The 16,916-nt window shown below is 57.4% G+C and carries 18 protein-coding genes and 1 pseudogene; 12 read left to right on the forward strand and 7 right to left on the reverse strand.

Annotated elements, in window-relative coordinates:
- Positions 1-65 precede the first annotated feature (65 nt).
- The 4 genes and pseudogenes from ACM561_RS14255 (at position 66) to ACM561_RS14270 (ending at position 2,994) form a co-directional block, all read left to right on the forward strand.
- The gene (locus ACM561_RS14255) at positions 66-1,142 is read left to right on the forward strand and encodes a glycosyltransferase family 2 protein (protein WP_425905839.1); all 1,077 of its coding nucleotides are present in this window, start codon (positions 66-68) and stop codon (positions 1,140-1,142) included.
- Positions 1,135-2,256 carry a hypothetical protein gene (locus ACM561_RS14260; protein ID WP_425905841.1) on the forward strand — a complete coding sequence of 374 codons (1,122 nt, stop codon included), beginning with the start codon at positions 1,135-1,137 and terminating at the stop codon, positions 2,254-2,256. Before ACM561_RS14255 ends, ACM561_RS14260 begins: the two co-directional genes overlap by 8 nt.
- Before the next feature lie 89 nt (positions 2,257-2,345).
- Positions 2,346-2,579 (forward strand): annotated as a pseudogene (locus tag ACM561_RS14265) (class I SAM-dependent methyltransferase); the annotation flags it as partial.
- 97 nt (positions 2,580-2,676) lie between these two features.
- Entirely contained in the window at positions 2,677-2,994 is a 318-nt protein-coding gene (locus ACM561_RS14270) for a hypothetical protein (protein ID WP_425909872.1), read from the forward strand.
- Positions 2,995-3,035: 41 nt separating this feature from the next.
- Here the strand turns inward: ACM561_RS14270 and ACM561_RS14275 are convergent, their stop codons facing one another.
- The 6 genes from ACM561_RS14275 to ACM561_RS14300 all read right to left on the reverse strand — a co-directional run bounded on the left by ACM561_RS14275 (position 3,036) and on the right by ACM561_RS14300 (position 8,606).
- Positions 3,036-4,172 (reverse strand): DegT/DnrJ/EryC1/StrS family aminotransferase, encoded by a 1,137-nt coding sequence (locus ACM561_RS14275; protein WP_425905843.1) that lies wholly within the window; start codon positions 4,170-4,172, stop codon positions 3,036-3,038.
- Entirely contained in the window at positions 4,156-5,175 is a 1,020-nt protein-coding gene (locus tag ACM561_RS14280) for an NAD-dependent epimerase/dehydratase family protein (RefSeq protein WP_425905845.1), read from the reverse strand. The genes ACM561_RS14275 and ACM561_RS14280 overlap by 17 nt, the downstream gene beginning before the upstream one ends.
- The gene (locus ACM561_RS14285; RefSeq protein ID WP_425905847.1) at positions 5,172-6,197 is read right to left on the reverse strand and encodes a Gfo/Idh/MocA family protein; all 1,026 of its coding nucleotides are present in this window, start codon (positions 6,195-6,197) and stop codon (positions 5,172-5,174) included. The genes ACM561_RS14280 and ACM561_RS14285 overlap by 4 nt, the downstream gene beginning before the upstream one ends.
- A gap of 98 nt (positions 6,198-6,295) precedes the next feature.
- Positions 6,296-7,054 (reverse strand): sulfotransferase family protein, encoded by a 759-nt coding sequence (locus tag ACM561_RS14290; RefSeq protein WP_425905849.1) that lies wholly within the window; start codon positions 7,052-7,054, stop codon positions 6,296-6,298.
- 53 nt (positions 7,055-7,107) lie between these two features.
- A complete protein-coding gene (locus tag ACM561_RS14295) occupies positions 7,108-8,205 on the reverse strand; it encodes a DegT/DnrJ/EryC1/StrS family aminotransferase (protein ID WP_425905851.1) in 1,098 nt (365 codons plus the stop codon).
- A gap of 17 nt (positions 8,206-8,222) precedes the next feature.
- A complete protein-coding gene (locus ACM561_RS14300; protein WP_425909760.1) occupies positions 8,223-8,606 on the reverse strand; it encodes an acyltransferase in 384 nt (127 codons plus the stop codon).
- Between ACM561_RS14300 and ACM561_RS14305 the strand changes: the two genes are divergently transcribed.
- From ACM561_RS14305 to ACM561_RS14315, 3 genes are read left to right on the forward strand one after another with little or no spacing between them, the layout of a single operon-like run.
- Positions 8,490-8,861 carry a hypothetical protein gene (locus tag ACM561_RS14305; protein ID WP_425909874.1) on the forward strand — a complete coding sequence of 124 codons (372 nt, stop codon included), beginning with the start codon at positions 8,490-8,492 and terminating at the stop codon, positions 8,859-8,861. The two genes, ACM561_RS14300 and ACM561_RS14305, sit on opposite strands and share 117 nt — an antisense overlap.
- Positions 8,862-8,888: 27 nt before the next feature.
- Positions 8,889-9,323, forward strand: coding sequence for a low molecular weight phosphatase family protein (locus tag ACM561_RS14310; protein ID WP_425905853.1), 435 nt, complete (start codon positions 8,889-8,891; stop codon positions 9,321-9,323).
- A gap of 55 nt (positions 9,324-9,378) precedes the next feature.
- Complete coding sequence (locus tag ACM561_RS14315) at positions 9,379-10,365, forward strand: lysylphosphatidylglycerol synthase transmembrane domain-containing protein (protein WP_425905854.1); 987 nt, start codon at positions 9,379-9,381, stop codon at positions 10,363-10,365.
- Between the two features lie 445 nt (positions 10,366-10,810).
- On the opposite strand, the gene ACM561_RS14320 is transcribed toward ACM561_RS14315, so the two are convergent.
- Positions 10,811-11,050, reverse strand: a complete 240-nt coding sequence (locus ACM561_RS14320; protein ID WP_425905855.1) for a helix-turn-helix transcriptional regulator — start codon at positions 11,048-11,050, stop codon at positions 10,811-10,813.
- Between the two features lie 94 nt (positions 11,051-11,144).
- On the opposite strand from ACM561_RS14320, the gene ACM561_RS14325 reads away from it, so the two are divergent.
- The 5 genes from ACM561_RS14325 to minC all read left to right on the forward strand — a co-directional run bounded on the left by ACM561_RS14325 (position 11,145) and on the right by minC (position 16,907).
- Positions 11,145-11,978, forward strand: a complete 834-nt coding sequence (locus tag ACM561_RS14325; RefSeq protein ID WP_425905857.1) for a YqaJ viral recombinase family protein — start codon at positions 11,145-11,147, stop codon at positions 11,976-11,978.
- The gene (locus tag ACM561_RS14330; RefSeq protein WP_425905859.1) at positions 11,893-13,173 is read left to right on the forward strand and encodes an ERF family protein; all 1,281 of its coding nucleotides are present in this window, start codon (positions 11,893-11,895) and stop codon (positions 13,171-13,173) included. Before ACM561_RS14325 ends, ACM561_RS14330 begins: the two co-directional genes overlap by 86 nt.
- Before the next feature lie 307 nt (positions 13,174-13,480).
- Complete coding sequence (locus tag ACM561_RS14335) at positions 13,481-14,746, forward strand: MFS transporter (RefSeq protein WP_425905860.1); 1,266 nt, start codon at positions 13,481-13,483, stop codon at positions 14,744-14,746.
- A 103-nt stretch (positions 14,747-14,849) separates the two neighbouring features.
- Complete coding sequence (locus tag ACM561_RS14340; protein WP_425905862.1) at positions 14,850-15,764, forward strand: formylglycine-generating enzyme family protein; 915 nt, start codon at positions 14,850-14,852, stop codon at positions 15,762-15,764.
- Between the two features lie 441 nt (positions 15,765-16,205).
- The gene (minC, locus tag ACM561_RS14345; RefSeq protein ID WP_425905864.1) at positions 16,206-16,907 is read left to right on the forward strand and encodes a septum site-determining protein MinC; all 702 of its coding nucleotides are present in this window, start codon (positions 16,206-16,208) and stop codon (positions 16,905-16,907) included.
- Positions 16,908-16,916 lie beyond the last annotated feature (9 nt).

Genomic DNA, 16,916 nt, shown 5'->3' on the forward strand with positions numbered 1-16,916 from the left:
CGCTGCGGTCTCTCGCGTCGCGGCATCGCTGCTTCCCCGAATAAGGCGCTTAGCCCGCACAGGAAGTGAATTTTACCGTCCTGACGGTGGACTTGGTGCGGGTTGAAAGTTATGCAGAGGCTTATTCCAGAAGCTATCAGGCACATTTCGTACGGCTCAAGATGACCAGCGAGAGAGCACGCCCCGCGCGGCTAACCCTGATTACTCCGGTATTCAATGAGTCACCGAATATTGACGCATGTGCGGATGCAGTCACCCGGGTTATTTTCGCCGATCCCGAGATCGACGGCCGCGTTATTTTTGTCGACGATGGGTCATCCGATGACAGTTGGGCCAAGATCGAAACACTGGCCCAGAGGTCGTCTCGTTTTTCCGGAGTTCGGCTGTCGCGGAATTTCGGTGCCCATTACGCCCTTACGGCCGGCTTCGATCATGTCGAACCCAATCAGGACGTCGTCGCCACGCTGGCTTGCGATCTTCAGGATCCTCCCGAAACCGTTCTCGATTTTATCCTGGAATGGCGTAACGGCGCCGATATCGTCTGGGGCGCACGTCGTGAACGTGCCGACAGTTGGCCACGCAAAACCGCGTCGCACATCCTGAATTACGTCCTAAGACGCTATGCGATGCCGAAGAATTCAAGATTCAGGACGGGCAGCTTCCTGCTCATGGATCGCACCGCATTCGACTGCTTTCTGCAATACCGTGAGCATAACCGTGTCACGTTCGCTCTCGTCGCATGGACGGGTTTCAACCAGGCCACCGTTCCCTATGACCGAAAAGCACGCATCCACGGCGCCACACGATGGTCATTCGGCCAGATGCTGAACACCGCCTACGACGTCTTTATCGGCTTTTCGCCGGTCCCTGCGAAGTTCGTCGCGATGCTCGGTTTCACCGTCTTCACCGGCAGTATCCTGTTCCTGCTTTATCTGCTGATAACCTGGTCGGTTACCGACGTGGAACCGGGCTGGACCGGAATCATGACCATGATGACGGTGCTGTTCGGATTGCTGTTCATGATGGTTGGAATGCTCGCCGAATATCTTTATCGGATTTTCATCGAGACAAAGAGGCGACCACTCTATTTCGTTTCGAAACGAACCAAGCCAGCACCGCTGAGACCAGAAAGCGATGTCTGAGACCTCGCTGATCAAAGTGCGGCTAGGCGGCCAGGACTTACCCGCAACGGCATCTTGGGCCGAAGGGCTTGATATCATGCTGCCGGCACAAATGGCCGCGCTGATCGGCAATGGCACCGTCGACTGGCATGACAGCGCAGTCCGGTCCCAAACACAAGCAAGCGCGGTGTATCTTCGAGAGCGCAACGCTTATCTGTCCAGGCCGCCGACATCGGCACGATTGCCGGTGAATTATCGAAGTATTCCGGGACCACTCCGCCGAGCTATCGGGCGCGGCATCGGACGCCTGCAGCGTTACCGGCAGTCGCAATGGGCCAGTTTCCCGGGCTGGCCAGTGGACCTTTCGGCAGATGCCGTGGCGGACCTCGGCGACGTGCCATTTCAAAGGCCTGCACGAACGCCGGTCCTCCTCACGCACGACATCGACAGCGCGGAGGGACTCGCCAACCTGGTCAAATGGTTTTTCCCCATCGAGGAAGGCCACGGTGCCCGCTCGGCAAACTATATCGTACCCTGCGCCTGGTCGATCGACAGGGGCTTGACCTCGGAGATTTGCAAGCGCGGTCATGAAATTGGCATTCATGGCTACGACCATTCGAACCGGACGCCCTTTGCGCCGGCGGCAGAACGGCACGCGCGCCTCGCGGCCGGCGCACAGGTGGGAGCGGAATTCAAGACGGCCGGCTATCGCGCACCGTCGCTGGTGCGCACGAAGGTCATGATCGAGGAACTTGCTTCCCACTATCGCTACGACAGCAGCATTCCGACATCCGGCGGACTGTTCCCGGTTCCCAACAACGGATGCGCCAGCGCTCGCCCTTGGAAGATTGGCACGATGTGGGAACTTCCGCTCTCGATGCCGCGCGACGGCAGCCTGCAATTCCTTGGCTACAGCCCGACCCGGATTCTCTCGACCTGGATCAAGGCCGCTTACCTGATCGCCAGCAGCGGCGGAATCGTGTGCCTGCTGACCCATTGCGAGCGCGGCTTTTCCGGAAATCCGCCGATGCTCAAGATCTATCGGGACTTCATCGAGATAATCGCGGCCGACAGTCGCTTCGAATTCCTGCGGCCGATCGACCTCGTCGAACACCTGGATCGGCAATCCGCGTGACGGGCGAAGCGGGCCGACCGTTTGAAAAAACGGCCTTCTCCGGGCGCGAGGACAGCATTCGTCTATTCCTCGATGCTGCGCTCGAGCGCATGCCTGACAGCGACGCGCTTCACGTTCTGGATCTCGGATGCGGTGCCGGCAATCTCCTACTTGCGCTTCGCCGGAACCGGCCTCACGCATCCCTCACTGGCGTCGATATCTCGCCCTTCAACATCCAGACCGCTGCGGCGCGGGCGAAAGCTGACCCTGGTGGCAGCGATGGTTTGACATTCGAGACCGCAGACTACTTGCAAGCCCGGCGCGGTCCGTTTGACGTGATTCTTGCAGAAAGCGTGCTGCACCTGATAGCCGGAGATCACAACCGGCTTGCCGCAAAGCTCGCGGCCGACATAGTTCCATGCGGGCTTTCTGATCGCCACCATGCCGCAGGACAATTTTACGAATCGGTTTCTTATCGGCCAGCGCCGCCTCTGGCGAGCGATGCCGTCGACCGCGGACTCCATCGCCGTCCGGGTCGCTCAGGCAATCTATCCGACCGAACCCGCGCATATCATCGCTGAGCGTGTCGGCTATCTCCGGATCATTCCCGAACGCTTGCATGGACCGCAATGGATCGAGCAAATGCAAAACGCCGGCCTCGATCTGGTGGAAGATTCAAATTGGCCGCGAGCATCGATACTCAAGCCCATCCATCGCCTGCTCGTTTTCAAACGAACAGCCATAGCAAGGCGGAACTAAGCATTCGATCAGAGCAGAGCGTCGCAATGTAATCGTACTGCTCAACTCTTGAAATTCGATAAGACCTCGAGGACCCGCTCGGCGTCTGAATGCGTCATTTCGGGGAAGATCGGCAGTTGCAGTGACGATGCAGCCACAGCTTCTGTATGCGGCAGGCGCGCACCCATGTGACGATAGGGCTCTTCAAGGTGCGATGCCATGACGCCGCGGCGTGTCGCCACACCATACCGATAAAAATGCTCCATGAGCGCGTTTCGGGTCGAGGGCTGGCCGTCGCGCACCCGCACCTGAAACGATTGCCAGTTCGGCGTGACATGCTGTGGCACGCTCGGCGCTACGACAGTTGTGTGATTCTTCAAACCATCTAAATAGATTTGCGCGATCACACGACGGCGCGCAAGAAACGCGTCGAGTTTCTGTATCTGCGCCACGCCGATTGCAGCCTGAATATCGGTGATACGGAAATTATAACCGATTTCCGGATAGGATTCGAACATGGTCGGCGAGCTTTTGTGCCGCTGATAGTCGCTCAGCGACATTCCTTGATGGCGCAGGCGGCGAAGTTTTGCCGATAGCTCCCCATCGTTGGTCACGATCATACCGCCCTCCCCCGTCGTAATCACTTTCCGGGCATGAAGGCTGAAAACGGAATATGGTGCATGCGAACCGGCCGGGGCTCCGCGGAACTTGCTTCCGAACGAACAGGCAGCGTCCTGGATAAGAATGAGATTCTTCGCAGCCGCCAACACCTGAAAACGATCGATTTCGCACGGCAAGCCAATCTGGTCGACAGGCAGTATGGCCCGCGTTCTTGGCGTGATCTTGCGCTCGGTGTCATCCGGATCGATATTGAATGTCCCCGGATCGATGTCTGCAAAAACCGGTGTGGCGCCTGCATGAACAATGACGTTGACGGAGGCTATAAACGTCAGTGACGGCACGATAACTTCATCGCCCGGACCAATTCCCAACGCCTTCAGCAGCAGAAACGCTCCCGTCGTCCAGGACGACACCCCGACAGCATTCTCGGCGCCGCAGACTTCGGCAAACCGCTTCTCAAATTCGGCAAGGCTGGGTCCGCCAACCACCCAGCGGCTGCGGATCGCCCGCGCCGCCGCTTCCTCCTCTTCGATTCCAAAGCACGGTCGGCTAAAAGCAACTTCAGGAGCGGATGGCATCGACATCGCCTTCCATCATCCAGTTTTCGACCTTCTGCTCCAGCAAATCCTTCGGGTCGATGGTCGCGCGTACCCAATCGATGTAGTCACGCACCCCGGTGTGAAGCTCGACTTTGGCCTTGTAGCCAAGCAAGGTTTCTGCCTTCCGGGTGTCGGCATGCAGATAGGCCACGTCGCCCGGACGATCGCCCCGATATTCAATCGTGAGATCGTTTCGCGACAGAGCCGTCAGAACCTCCCGCGCCAGATCGTTCACCGTGACTGGCACGCCGCGCGCGACATTGACGCGCTGGCCGATAACGGCATCGGTTTCGCCGGCCAGCCTGATCCCGCGTGCGATCTCGGTGATATAAGTAAAATCGCGAGCGTTCTTGCCATCGCCGAACACAACCGGGCTGAGCCCATTCAGAACTCGTCCGACAAACCGCGGCAGCACCTCGGCGCGGACGCCGGTCTGGTACGCACGCGGCCCATAGGCATTGAAGGGGCGAACGACAGTCGTGGGCAGACCGTAGGTTCGCAGATAGGCCTCAGTATATAGCTCTCCTGCCAGCTTCGAAGCGCCGTAAGCCGTCATCGGACAGCAAACGGTGACGTCTTCGCGCAACTCCCCCCGCGACGCGTTTCCGTAAACCTCCGAACTGGAGCAATACACAAAGCGGCGGACGCGCCGCCGCCGCGCCTCTTCCAGAACGGTCATGGTTCCCGTCGCGTTCACGTCATGGGATTCCATCGGCCTCGTGAGTGATCGGCGTACACATTGTGTCGCGAGATGATAGACCACCTCGCAGTTATCGAACGCATCCGCCACCGCCTCCGGATCCGTCACCGATCCTCGCACGACGCGAACATCACCCTTCCCGGTTGCGTTGACGAGATTGCTTTCGAAGCCGACGGAAAAATCGTCCAGGACAGTAACCGGCCGCGCTTCATCGATGAGCTGATCAACGAGGTGGCTACCGATGAATCCGGCTCCGCCGGTAACGAGTATCCGCGCGGTCATTGCGGCATGGCTCGCCGTGACCGGACGCGCCTCAAATTGTCATCGATTCGCGATTGCGCCATTTCCAGGGTTTGCACGATCTTCAGACCCTGGACCCCATCCATGATCGACAGCGTCTCGCCTTGAATGACGTCGGCAAAGTGTTGCGCGACGCCGACAAGCGCTTCCGTCTTCTGCAAACGCGGCGAATGGATATCGCCGATTCTGTACTGCGGAATGATCATCGAGCGTTGCTCTTCGGGCTGAAAGTGAATGCCAGAGCTGTAGATCTTGATCTTCTGATCCTCGTCCAGATCGTCCCACACGAGCATCTTGTCAGCTCCCCCGATCGTGAAGCGCCGGATTTTGACCGGCGACATCCAGCTCAGGTTCAAATGCGCGATGCAGTTCTTCCGGAAATGCAGCGTGAGATACACCATGTCGGGCGCATCATGATTCACGTGACAGTAGCCGGAGGCCTCGATATCGATCAGCTCATCATCGATCAAATGATTGATGATCGACAGATCGTGAGGCGCCAGATCCCAGAGGCAATTCACATCGGGCTGGAAAAGACCGAGGTTCACACGCAGCGAATCGAAATAGCAGACCTGACCGAGCGCCGACCGCGCGACCAGTTTTTTGATCATCTGGACCGCACCGGTGAACAGAAAGGTATGATCGACCATGAGAACCAGGGACTTCCGCTCCGCCCGCTCAACAAGGTCCTGCGCTTCGTCCACTGTAGCGCACATCGGCTTTTCAACAAGCACATGTTTTCCAGCATCGAGCGCCCGGCGCGCCAAGTCGTAGTGGCTTGCGACCGGAGTCGCGATGACCACAGCATCGACATCACGAAGCGCGATGAGCGTTTCAGCGTCCTCGAAAGTCTGGATATCAGGGAATGCGGCCGAGAGGCGCTCGCGAGTCTCGCCTTTCTTGTCGGCAACTCCAATCACGCGGCAAGCCAAATTGCTGCGAAAATTTCGAAGCAGGTTTGGTCCCCAATACCCATAGCCCACCAATCCAATTCCGATTGTCATTATGGTGCCATCCACCCCAGCGCGCGGTGCGCAGATATTTTACTAGTCGACAATTCGCTGCGAGCAGCGACGGCCGGCATTGCCGTCGGGTCCATCGATTAAATCCCCCAGGCAGCGACATCAACGCCTGTAACGGCATGAAATTCTCTGACTTCAGACGCGAAGCATGCTCGGAGTCGTTTTGCCGTTTCGGGATCGATGGGCCTATCGGCTTCCGTCGCATTGACGCGACCTGTCTGCAAGGCAGACCAGGAAAGCTGCGTTAGCCCTGCAAACGCCTGGATTCCGGCAACGAAAATTTCCGGTCGACTCAAAATGTCTTCGAAGATGAAGAACCCGATGCGATCACGACCCAGCGCCTCGATCCAGGATCTCGCCAAACTCCCATAGCGCCCGCGTGTTGTATAGTCGAACGGCCGTGCTGCTTCCCGCCCTGGCGGCAAGGGATTCGGTCTTTTCCCTTCCAGACTCAGGGCTTCCTCGAAGCTCAGTGTCTCAAGACCATTCTTGCGTGACCAGAGCCAATTGGAATAAGCGCGATCAACAGGATTGCGCAGCAGTATGATCAGCTTGGTCTTGGGCAGCAATCGCGCGAATCGCAATCGCGCATCTTCGTTTTCAAAATAGTTTGTGGTCTTCTCGATTCGCACCAAATTCGGCGGGGCGTCCGCGAAATAGTGATCGTATCTTTTTAGAATTCCCTCATCGCCGTCAGGATGCTCAGCCAACAGCACTTTTGGCTCTGGCGCGATTGGCTTTGCCAGATACACGCCGGGATGCTTGTCAAGGACCTCGCAAAGAAAGGTCGTACCCGAGCGCGGAGCGCCTCCAATGACGATGTCGGGCAAAATCGACATATGAGATCATCTTCCCCACGGCATCGCGGCGGATCTGGCACGCTCTGCTCGGCCTACTGATAGAAGGCAGTGACCGCCTTGACCACGTAATCAAACTGCTCGTCCGTCATTCCGTCAAATAGTGGAAGCGAAAGGCCTTCGTCTGCCCACTTGTCAGCCACCGGATACGTTGCACCAGGCTTCACATAGGCAGACAGGCAAGGTTGCCGGTGTAATGGCACAGGGTAGTGCAACCCGGTCTCAATCCCGGATTTTGACAATGCATCGCGGAGTGCGTTGCGCGAGTGCGTGCGGATGACAAAAAGGTGCCAGCAATGCGTTTGATGCCGGATGGATGGGATTTCGAGCGGTAGCCCCCCGAGGCTTGCAATATACCTAAGCGCGAGCTCGTTCCGCCGTTTCGTCCACGTGGATAGAAGCGGCAGCTTGTGTTTCAGAACAACGGCCTGCAGCCCGTCCATCCGATAGTTGAAGCCGAGCTCCGCATGAACATATCGCTCGGTCTGAGCGTGATTGCGCAATGAGCGCAAGCGGCCGGCATAGTTGTCGTCGGAGGTTACGATCAACCCCGCCTCGCCAGCAGCTCCGAGATTTTTTCCGGGATAGAAGCTGATGCAGCCCAGATCTCCCATCGTGCCGGTGGAACGTCCATTCCATGTCGCGCCGATCGATTGAGCAGCGTCTTCGATCACCTTTAGATTGTGATCCCGAGCGAAGCTGACGACTGCGTCCATGTTTGCCGGCTGGCCATAGAGATGGACGGGAATGATAGCGCGTGTCCGCGGAGTCACAAGTTGACGCGCGGCCGCGATATCGATCGTTCCGGTCCGCTCATCGACATCGCAGAACACCGGGACCGCGCCGACATACAAAATGCCCCAGGCACTGCCGATAAACGTATGCGCAGGCAGCAAAACTTCGTCGCCACTCCCGATGTTGCCAGCGAGGAGCGCGAGATGAAGCGCCGAGGTCCCGGAATTGACGCCGATCGCGTGCGGGACATTCAACCATTCCGCAATCTGACGCTCGAAGGCGTCGACGAATGAGCCCGATGAGAACTGGCTGCTTGCAAAAACACGGTCGAAATCAGACTTGACGCCGTCCTCGATATGGCGCCACTGCCATGTCAAATCATTGAAGGGTACTTTCACGAGGTATCCCGTATCAGCTAGCGCGGATCGCGCTTATCGCGCACATCGCCGATCACCCGCCCCGGATTTCCGGCCACGATGGCATATGGTGGTACATCCTTCGTTACGACGGACCCAGCACCTATCAATGAGGATGCACCAATCCTGACGGGCAAAATGACGGCCCGACTGCCGATCGACGCACGAAACTCCACCGACGTGCGCGACATCACCCAATCGTCCGTAATCCGCCGCCCGGATTCATCGGTGGCGCGGGGCAAAAGATCATTGGTGAACATGACACCATGCCCGACGAAAACCTCATGTCCGATGTCGACGCCTTCGCAAATAAAGGAATGCGACTGAATTTTACAGAGGCGCCCGATCGTTACCCCCGTTTGAATTTCAACAAAGGGGCCAATGAAGGTGTCATCCCCAATGGAGCACCCATAAAGGTTCACCAGATCCGGGAGAGGAATCCGCGTCCGCTCTCCCAGTTGAACGTCGGCTGCGATGGGCAAACGATGCTTCCTCTTCGGCCTTCAGATGCCAAGTTAGCCAAGCTCGGTCAACCAAATACGATGCGCCGCGTTGAACCGACCACGATGTTCCACTTCTGTTCCAATGACATCTCCCAGTCCGTCGTTGAGGGCGAAGCGAAGGTTGTAAAGCTCTGATATGGGAGAGCAACTAGAGGCAAATCAATGAAGCGGCACGTCCTATTTTTATGCACCGGAAACTACTATAGGAGCCGCTTTGCGGAAGAATTGTTCAACCATCGGGTCAGCTTTATTGGTTTGGATTGGATCGCGTCGTCGCGGGGCCTGGCGCTCGAACGAGGCTCCTCGAATGTCGGCCCCATATCACCGTATACCCGCGACGCGCTCGAACACCGCGGCATCCTTCCCTTGGCTGCCGACCGCTTGCCCGAAACATGCACGGTCGACGACCTCGCTCGTGCGGACGTGGTTGTCGCGCTGGATGAGGCCGAGCATCGCGAATTGCTTCATGCAAGATTTTCAGGATGGGAGGATCGCGTAACCTACTGGAACATCCATGATATAGGTGTTAGCGATCCAATGGATACCTTCGTATCGATCGATTTCGAGATCGGTCATCTGATATATCGTCTGCAGTAGCCGAGCAGGGGTCGACACTGGCGCCTATCTTGCAGCGTAGTATCCTTGGCGCATAATGAATCATTTCAAAATCCTCGCAGTTGTCCTTAAGCTGGCTGCCTCCGTTGCGCTATTGTGGTTTGCGTTGAGCGGCTTCGACATGGCCGCGCTTGTGGCGCGAGCCGGCAGTATTTTGCCATTATGGCTGGCAATAGCATTCACGATATGCCTATTGCAGTCCGCCCTCATTGCCGAGCGGTGGCGCGTGATTTGCCGTTTCTGCGGTATCGAGTTGACTTGGCGCCGGGCCTTTCAACTGGTGATGATCGGAAATTTCTTCAATCAAGTTCTTCCGTCTTCGCTGGGGGGTGATGCCATCCGGCTATGGCTGGTTGGGCGCCAATCGGGATGGCGTGAGACGACCTACTCAATCCTGATTGATCGCGGGTTTGGTTTGCTGGCAATCTGCGGGATAATCGTCGCGACGTGGCCGCTGAGTTTTGGCCATATAAACGATAGTGCGTTACGGGTTTCCCTGATCGCAGCCGGAGGTGGCGGACTTTTCGCAGGGTTTTGCTTTGTTGCTAGCGGCTTCGCGGCGTGGCCCCTTCTCGACGGGCTGCCGTTGCTGCGGAAACTGCACGATTGCGCAAAAATTGCCGCTCGCGTCGTCCGCTCGTCTGGAAGTGGATCTCTGGTTGTTTCAGTGTCGTTACTAATTCATGTCATCGCTATCGCGACGACTTACGCACTGGCGCAAGCGATAGGGGCGCGCGTCACTTTAATGGATCTGTTTATGCTGCTCCCACCAGTGATGCTGATTGCAGCATTTCCTATCTCAATTGCGGGGTGGGGTATTCGTGAATTTTCTATGGTTGCAGCCTTTGGATTTTTCGGATTAGCGCAGACCGATGGCTTAGTGATCTCCCTGCTGACAGGGCTCGTTCAGCTCGCGACTGGCGTGATGGGCGGCGTAATGTGGGTGGCGTTCAAGATGAGCCCGAAACGCACCCTTGAAGCCAAGGCGGGCCCGTTGGCAGGTCCCAGCGAAACGGCTTCCTGAGAGCCATATTGCGGTCGCCCGCTCCCCGAACGGGTATGAGGGGTCTGTTCGAACGTGACGCGATCGGCAAAGCCGTGATCACCGAACAAATCGTCGCCGACGGCGGGGGCGTTGCAGCCAGCATGATTTCAAAGGTTCGCAAACCATCCCCTTCCCCCGCCGCGTGATGAAGTCACGAGCTGGTTGAGAAGTGCGGCCGACTATTGATAGCCGGGATATCAGATCGTCGCGAATCCGGCGGCTGCCAGAGGATCACGTATGCGCCCGGAGTAGTTGCCTCGTCCACGGGCCCTTTACCTTTCTACTGGGCTCGATTTGACCATCCGGGCTGGTCCAAGAGCGGGGCGACAGAATTGGCGAACAAAGCCGGCCATCGTCATCAACAGCGGAGCGGTGCCCGACTAGGCGGGCGAGGCGGCCGCCTCTAAAGGTTTGGTTTCCGCACTCAACTCCAAAGGCGCACGCCAGGCCCCGCACCATTTTTAGCGAGGAACTTTACGCCAGCATTCTCGAGCGCGCGCTGAATTGCCACGGCCGCGTCATAGGAAATGTCCCTGCGGGATTTTTCGAAATCCACGATCGTTGACAGGCCGAGCCCCGCGAGGTCGGCGAGTTGCGGCTGGGTGAGGTCGAGCAGCGCGCGCGCTGCCCGGCATTGTCCAGGTGTGATGGCATACGATTTCATGCTTGACTATACTAAGCCATTATTGTTCAATATTAAATGTTGATATCACATCGCTGCGGGCTTATCTCAAATTTCATGTTGGCGGACAACAGAGGTGGTTATTTCAAAGAAAACCCAATTACTTAACCAAGATCGCCGTCACTTTCTTGGTGGCTCCGATGCCCGCATCATCATGGGCAAGGACGAAAAAGCCCTGTTGCAGCTTTGGAAGGAAAAGCGTGGCGAGACGGCCAGTCCCGACCTCTCGGAAGAGCTCATCGTTCAACTCGGGGTCGTCACTGAGGAATTGAACCGGCGCTGGTACGAGCGCAACGCCGGGCACCAGGTCGTTGGGGTTCAGAACCGCCTCTTCCACCGCTCCGTCCCCTGGATGGCGGCGACCCTGGACGGCCTCGTCAAGGAAACGGGAGCCGTCTTTGAGGCCAAATTTATGCTCCCGTGGTCGTTCTCGGAAGAAGCTGCGGCTGCAAAGCATATGGCTCAGTTGCAGCACAACATGCTTGTGGCCAACACGCAAAAGTCCGTGCTGTCAATCATCAATGGCGGGGGAAAGTGGGTGGAGATATCGGTCGAAGCTGATCCGATCTATCAGACCGTATTAATCGCCGTGGAAAAAGTGTTCTGGCACGCTGTAAAGACCGGCGAGCCGCCCGTCTTATTCGAAGGCGAGCCACCGAAACCTCGGATTGAGGCCATTCGGATCGTGGACATGAATGTGTCCAATGCCTGGGCCGATTTCGCTGCGCTCTACCGGCAGACCCGCAGCGCACATCTCGATCACGAGCGGGCAAAAACCGAGCTGAAGGCACTCATGCCGATGGATGCCAAAGAAGCCATGGGCCATGGCATCCGAGCCAAACGTTCAAAATCCGGCGCTGTCACCTTTGACCTTCTTGACCTGGAGGCGTCATATGCGCCGGTCCAGTGAACACGTCGCAGCGATCGCAACAGCGTTGGCAAAAGCGCAGATCGAACTCTCGAACCCGGCAAAATCAATGTTGGGCTCGGTCTATCCTGGCAACATTCACGAAAGCCCGAAGAATTTCCGCTACGCACCCTTGTCCGGTGGTCTGGAAATTATCCGAAAAGCGTTAGGCGGACAGCAGATTGCGATCACCCAAAGCACCGAGATCGACGCGACCAACGGTCTCATCAACCTCACGACCTTGCTGATCCACACCTCCGGTGAATGGATATCGTCGGACTGGCCGATCTGCCGGCTCTCGGAAATTTCGGCACCGCGGCGGATGGGCGCTGCACTCACATACGCACGGCGGTATGCCCTGTTCACGTTGGTCGGCATTGCCGGGGACGACGATCTCGATGCGCCTGACATCAATCCCCAAGCAAGCGCGGCAGAAGTCCAGCTAGCCGCGGCCGGTCCAGCAACTGAACCTTCCCCCGGCAGCCGTTCTTCCGAATCTTCGGCAAACAGCACCGCAGACATCGAAGCAACCCGAACGGACCTTCTCGCTGTAATCGAGGCGCTTCCCACCCAGGAACAAATGCAAGCGCGCGCGGTCAACATTCTCAAAGCCAAAAATCGTCTCCCTCCGGAGGATGCCAAACAAATCGAGGCGGCGTTCAGCACGAGAATGGCGGCCTTGCAGTTGGTCCGCTCCGATTCTGCCCCGACTGCAATCGAAGATAAACCTAGCGACAAAACCGTCATCGCCCCAGTCTCACCTAAGCGTACCCGCCGACGAGCCAAAACCGCTGTCCTTGCTGGCGAGGTGGACTTGGAACCTCTAGGAGCCTCAAACGCGTCAGAAATTGAAACACCAGCAAAAATAGACAAGAGCGTATTGACCTTTGGCGAGCCTCGTCGCAAGCGCGACAAACAGCACCTCCGGTTCGTTGCGTCACAACCCTGTTTGATTTGCGGTCGCGCACCATCTGACGCGCATCATCTCCGCTTCGCGCAACCACGCGCCATAGGGCGCAAATCAAGCGACGAATTCGTAGTCCCCTTATGCCGCACCCACCATCGCCAAAATCACCGAACCGGCCGCGAGGAATCGTGGTGGGCTTCGGTGTCGATTGATCCGCTTGAAATCGCCACGAAGCTTTGGAGTCTCAGTCATGGAAGTGTCGCGGATTCGACTGTGCATGGCTGTAGTTGATTTAGGGGTGTGGACCCAGCGGACGGCGGATCCGCTTTGGTCTGCACAGCAGACTGAAATCGAATTTGGGCTCCATGTCACCGACGAGAATCGCCGACTGCGTGTGGTGGAATAGGCGTGAAGGTCGATTGTTGCCCTTCGGAAATTAATAGACGCGAAGGTCGCTAAGAGATACTATGTAAACTAGTTTACTTATAAGACTAAAAGCCGCCTGTGACTCGTCGGGAAGCGTTGCTTGACGTCCAATGCGTAGTCGGAAACGGAACTTGATGCCAGCGCAAGCGCGTTCTGTTTGTCGGGAGATGTCGTGAAAAATCCGGTTATCTCGGCTGATGTGACGCTCCAGCCATCGGGCAACTCCAGGGTTTTGTGGATTTCGTCCCTGGCATTTGCGCTCGGTTTCGCGGTTTGGGGAATGTTTGCCGCGCTCGCCCCTTTTTTAATCAAGTGGTACGATTTCAGCGCGACCCAGGTGCTTGTCCTGACAGCGATGGAGCCTTTTTTCGCGGCGGCGGTCAGCATTCCGCTCGGTATCTTGAGTGACAAGTTCGGCGGTCGGCGCGTTTTCACGCTTCTGCTTCTAGCTCTCACTCTACCCCTTCTTTTCGGGTACTTTGCCCAGGGCTATTACACCTTTTTGCTAGTCGGGACGCTGCTCGGACTGGGAGGCGCGAGCTTCGTCGTCGGCAACGCTCATGTATCGTCTTGGTACCCCAAATCGAAGCAGGGTACAGCCCTCGGTATCTTTGGTATGGGCAATGTCGGAATCACCGTCGGCATGGTGACCGTCACTTTCCTGATTACCCGTGTTTTTACCGGCCCCGATGGCTGGCGCCTGATATTCCCAATCTTCGCTAGTGCTACATTTTTGATGGCTCTGGTCTATTGGTTCTTTACGTCCGATCCGCCAAACAGGAAACTCAAGAAAACATCGTTGCGTGAAATCTTCGCCGTGTACCGTTCAGGCGCGGTGGTGTGGCTGGTGACGTACCTTTACTGGGTCTCGTTTGGCACCCTCACCTTCTTCGCGTCGGCCATGTCGATCTATCTGCTTGACCAATGGCATGTGGATGCCATCCGGGCGTCCATGGTGTATACTCCGCCATTGGTGGTCTGTGTCGCGGCTACCCGGCCCCTGGGCGGCTGGCTGGCCGACCGTTCGGATCCATTTCGAATCTTGAGATGGTTGTTCGGGATTATGGTCATTCTGGCCCTGCTCATGACCTTGCAGATCGCGCTGCCCGTTCAGCTGTTTGCCATGTATGGGCTTGCGCTGATGTCCGGTGCCGCCGCGGCGGCAGTCATCAAGCTGATCCCGATGTACTTCGTGCATGTCGGTGCGGTCAGCGGGCTGGCCAAGGCCGCCGGCGCGGCCTGTGGCTTCGCCATGACGATGATCCTGGCCACTAGCAAGCAACTTCTGGGCGAATACACCCTAGGATTTGCGATCTGGGCGCTCATGAACGTCGCCGCATTCTACATCGTGTTTTCGCGGGTTGGCTTCAGGGATACAAAACCGCTCCTTGAACAATCGACTGGGGGTCGGCAGATCATAACGGCAAGCGGCGCGTGACCGATCGATGCTCACGGCGAATGACGCCTTTAGACGGCCGAAGCTCATGACCTTGCTATTCTCTGTTCTCAATCAGCCTCGTGCCCTCTGACGGATGTATGTCATGTCCTCCATCACTGAGCTCCCGGAACTCATCGGCTCTTGGTGGCGCGCGGCGCCAGGTCTGACATCGGTAATTAGGCTATGCGTGCTTAGTGCCGCAATCATCGCCCCTGTGACGCCGGCGTCCACTCAGGAGGTGGCGCAACCGTCAATGCAGGAGCAGCCGCTGAAACCGAAGGACGTGTTTAAGGATTGTGCGAATTGCCCGGAGATGGTGGTGGTGCCGGCCGGAAGCTTCAAGATGGGGTCGCCGACAAGCGAGCCGGGGCATTCCGCCGAGGAAGGCCCGCAACATCTGGTCACGATTGCTCGACCGTTTGCGGTTGGCCGGTCTGAGGTGACCTTCGACGAATGGGATGCCTGTGTCGCCGAAGGCGGCTGCAACGGCTACAAGCCTTCCGATGAAGGCTGGGGCCGTGGCCGCCGCCCGGTGATCAATGTTTCCTGGGACGATGCTCAAGCTTACGTCACGTGGTTATCGAAGAAGACCCGCAAGTCGTATCGGCTGCTCTCAGGGTCCGAATACGAGTATGCGATGCGCGCTGGGACACAGACGGTCTATCCCTGGGGCGACACCGTCGGCACCAACAACGCCAACTGCCACTCCTGTGGCAGTCAATGGGACGCCAAGCAACCCGCGCCGGTCGGGTCGTTTGCGCCGAACGGGTTCGGTCTCTACGATATGGTAGGCAATGTGCGGGAGTGGACGGAGGATTGCTACCACGACACATACCACGGCTCTCCGACGGATGGCTCTGCTTGGATCGAAGGCGGCGATTGTTATCATCGTGTCGTGCGCGGCGGGTCCTTTCTCCTCGCTCCTGCCTTCCTCCGCTCGGCGAGCCGTTATTGGTTCACCTCCGACTATCGGCTCAGGTATCTTGGTTTTCGGGTCGCTCGGACCCTTGCACCTTAAATTTCTTTCTCGCTGCGGATGTCAGTTACCGGTTACGAGTCCAGACTCTTACATTGGCTGAGCCCCAGAACGCGCTCGCGGCACACCTGCCATTTCCTTGACGTTTTCCACGCCGAAGCGGCCGTATCCGCGTGCGTGGCATGAACTTGGAAGCCAGAGCAAAGCCAGCTCCATCATCAGAAAGCGGGAACCTCCGCCTACCGCAGGGGCAGACACCGCAACACGGCCCTGGCAACGATCGACTGCATCGAATTTTCCATAACCTGCCGCTTGAGCGCATCAAGCCAATGATTTTCTGGATCCCAGTCCTCATTGGTTCGATTTGATAGTTGCTTAACATTGCGCAGCGAAAGCATGTCTCGTTAACCGGTCATTAACCAACGGTGCTCAATCTAAAAATTAAACAATGGTAAACCATTTACGCACGGAAAGCCGTCATTCATGGACTCAAAAGTCGAGCCACAACGCCAGGTGATGCGGCTCCGTGGCCGGTCTTACATCGCGTTTGTCTTCTCGCCGTTCATGCCGATCGTGGACTGGCTTGGGGAGATCGACGCGACCCTGGCCCGTTCATCCGGCTTCTTCGCCGGACGTCCGATAGTACTCGATCTCTCCGCAGTCGATCTGAGCTCGCACGGTATCGCGCACTTGGTTTCAAACCTTGAAAGCCGCGGCATCCGCGTTCTTGGTCTCGAAGGCGTGGAGCCCACAGGGTTGGATGCAGGCTTGCCGCCCGTATTGAGCGGCGGACGTGGTTGTGTGGTCGAGCAAGTCGAACCAAAGAATGTGAAGGATGAGCCGCCACCGCCCCCGACCCCGTCGCTGCTGCTCCAGTGTCCTGTTCGATCGGGTCAACGCATCGTGTTTACCGAAGGCGACATCACTGTGCTGGGCTCTGTTGGCTCCGGCGCGGAGATCGTCGCCGGAGGCTCCATCCACGTTTACGGGACGCTCCGAGGACGGGCGATGGCCGGCATTAACGGAAATTCGGCCGCGCGGATATATTGCCAGAAGATCGAGGCAGAACTTGTTGCCATCGACGGCTACTACCAGACAGCAGAAGATATCGGTGAAACGATGCGTCGTCGAGCCGCGCAAGCGTGGCTGGACGGCGACATCATAAGAATAACGCCGCTCAATTAACATACAAAG

The organism is Nitrobacter sp. TKz-YC02, assembly GCF_049852135.1.
Classification (GTDB): Bacteria; Pseudomonadota; Alphaproteobacteria; order Rhizobiales; family Xanthobacteraceae; genus Nitrobacter; species Nitrobacter vulgaris.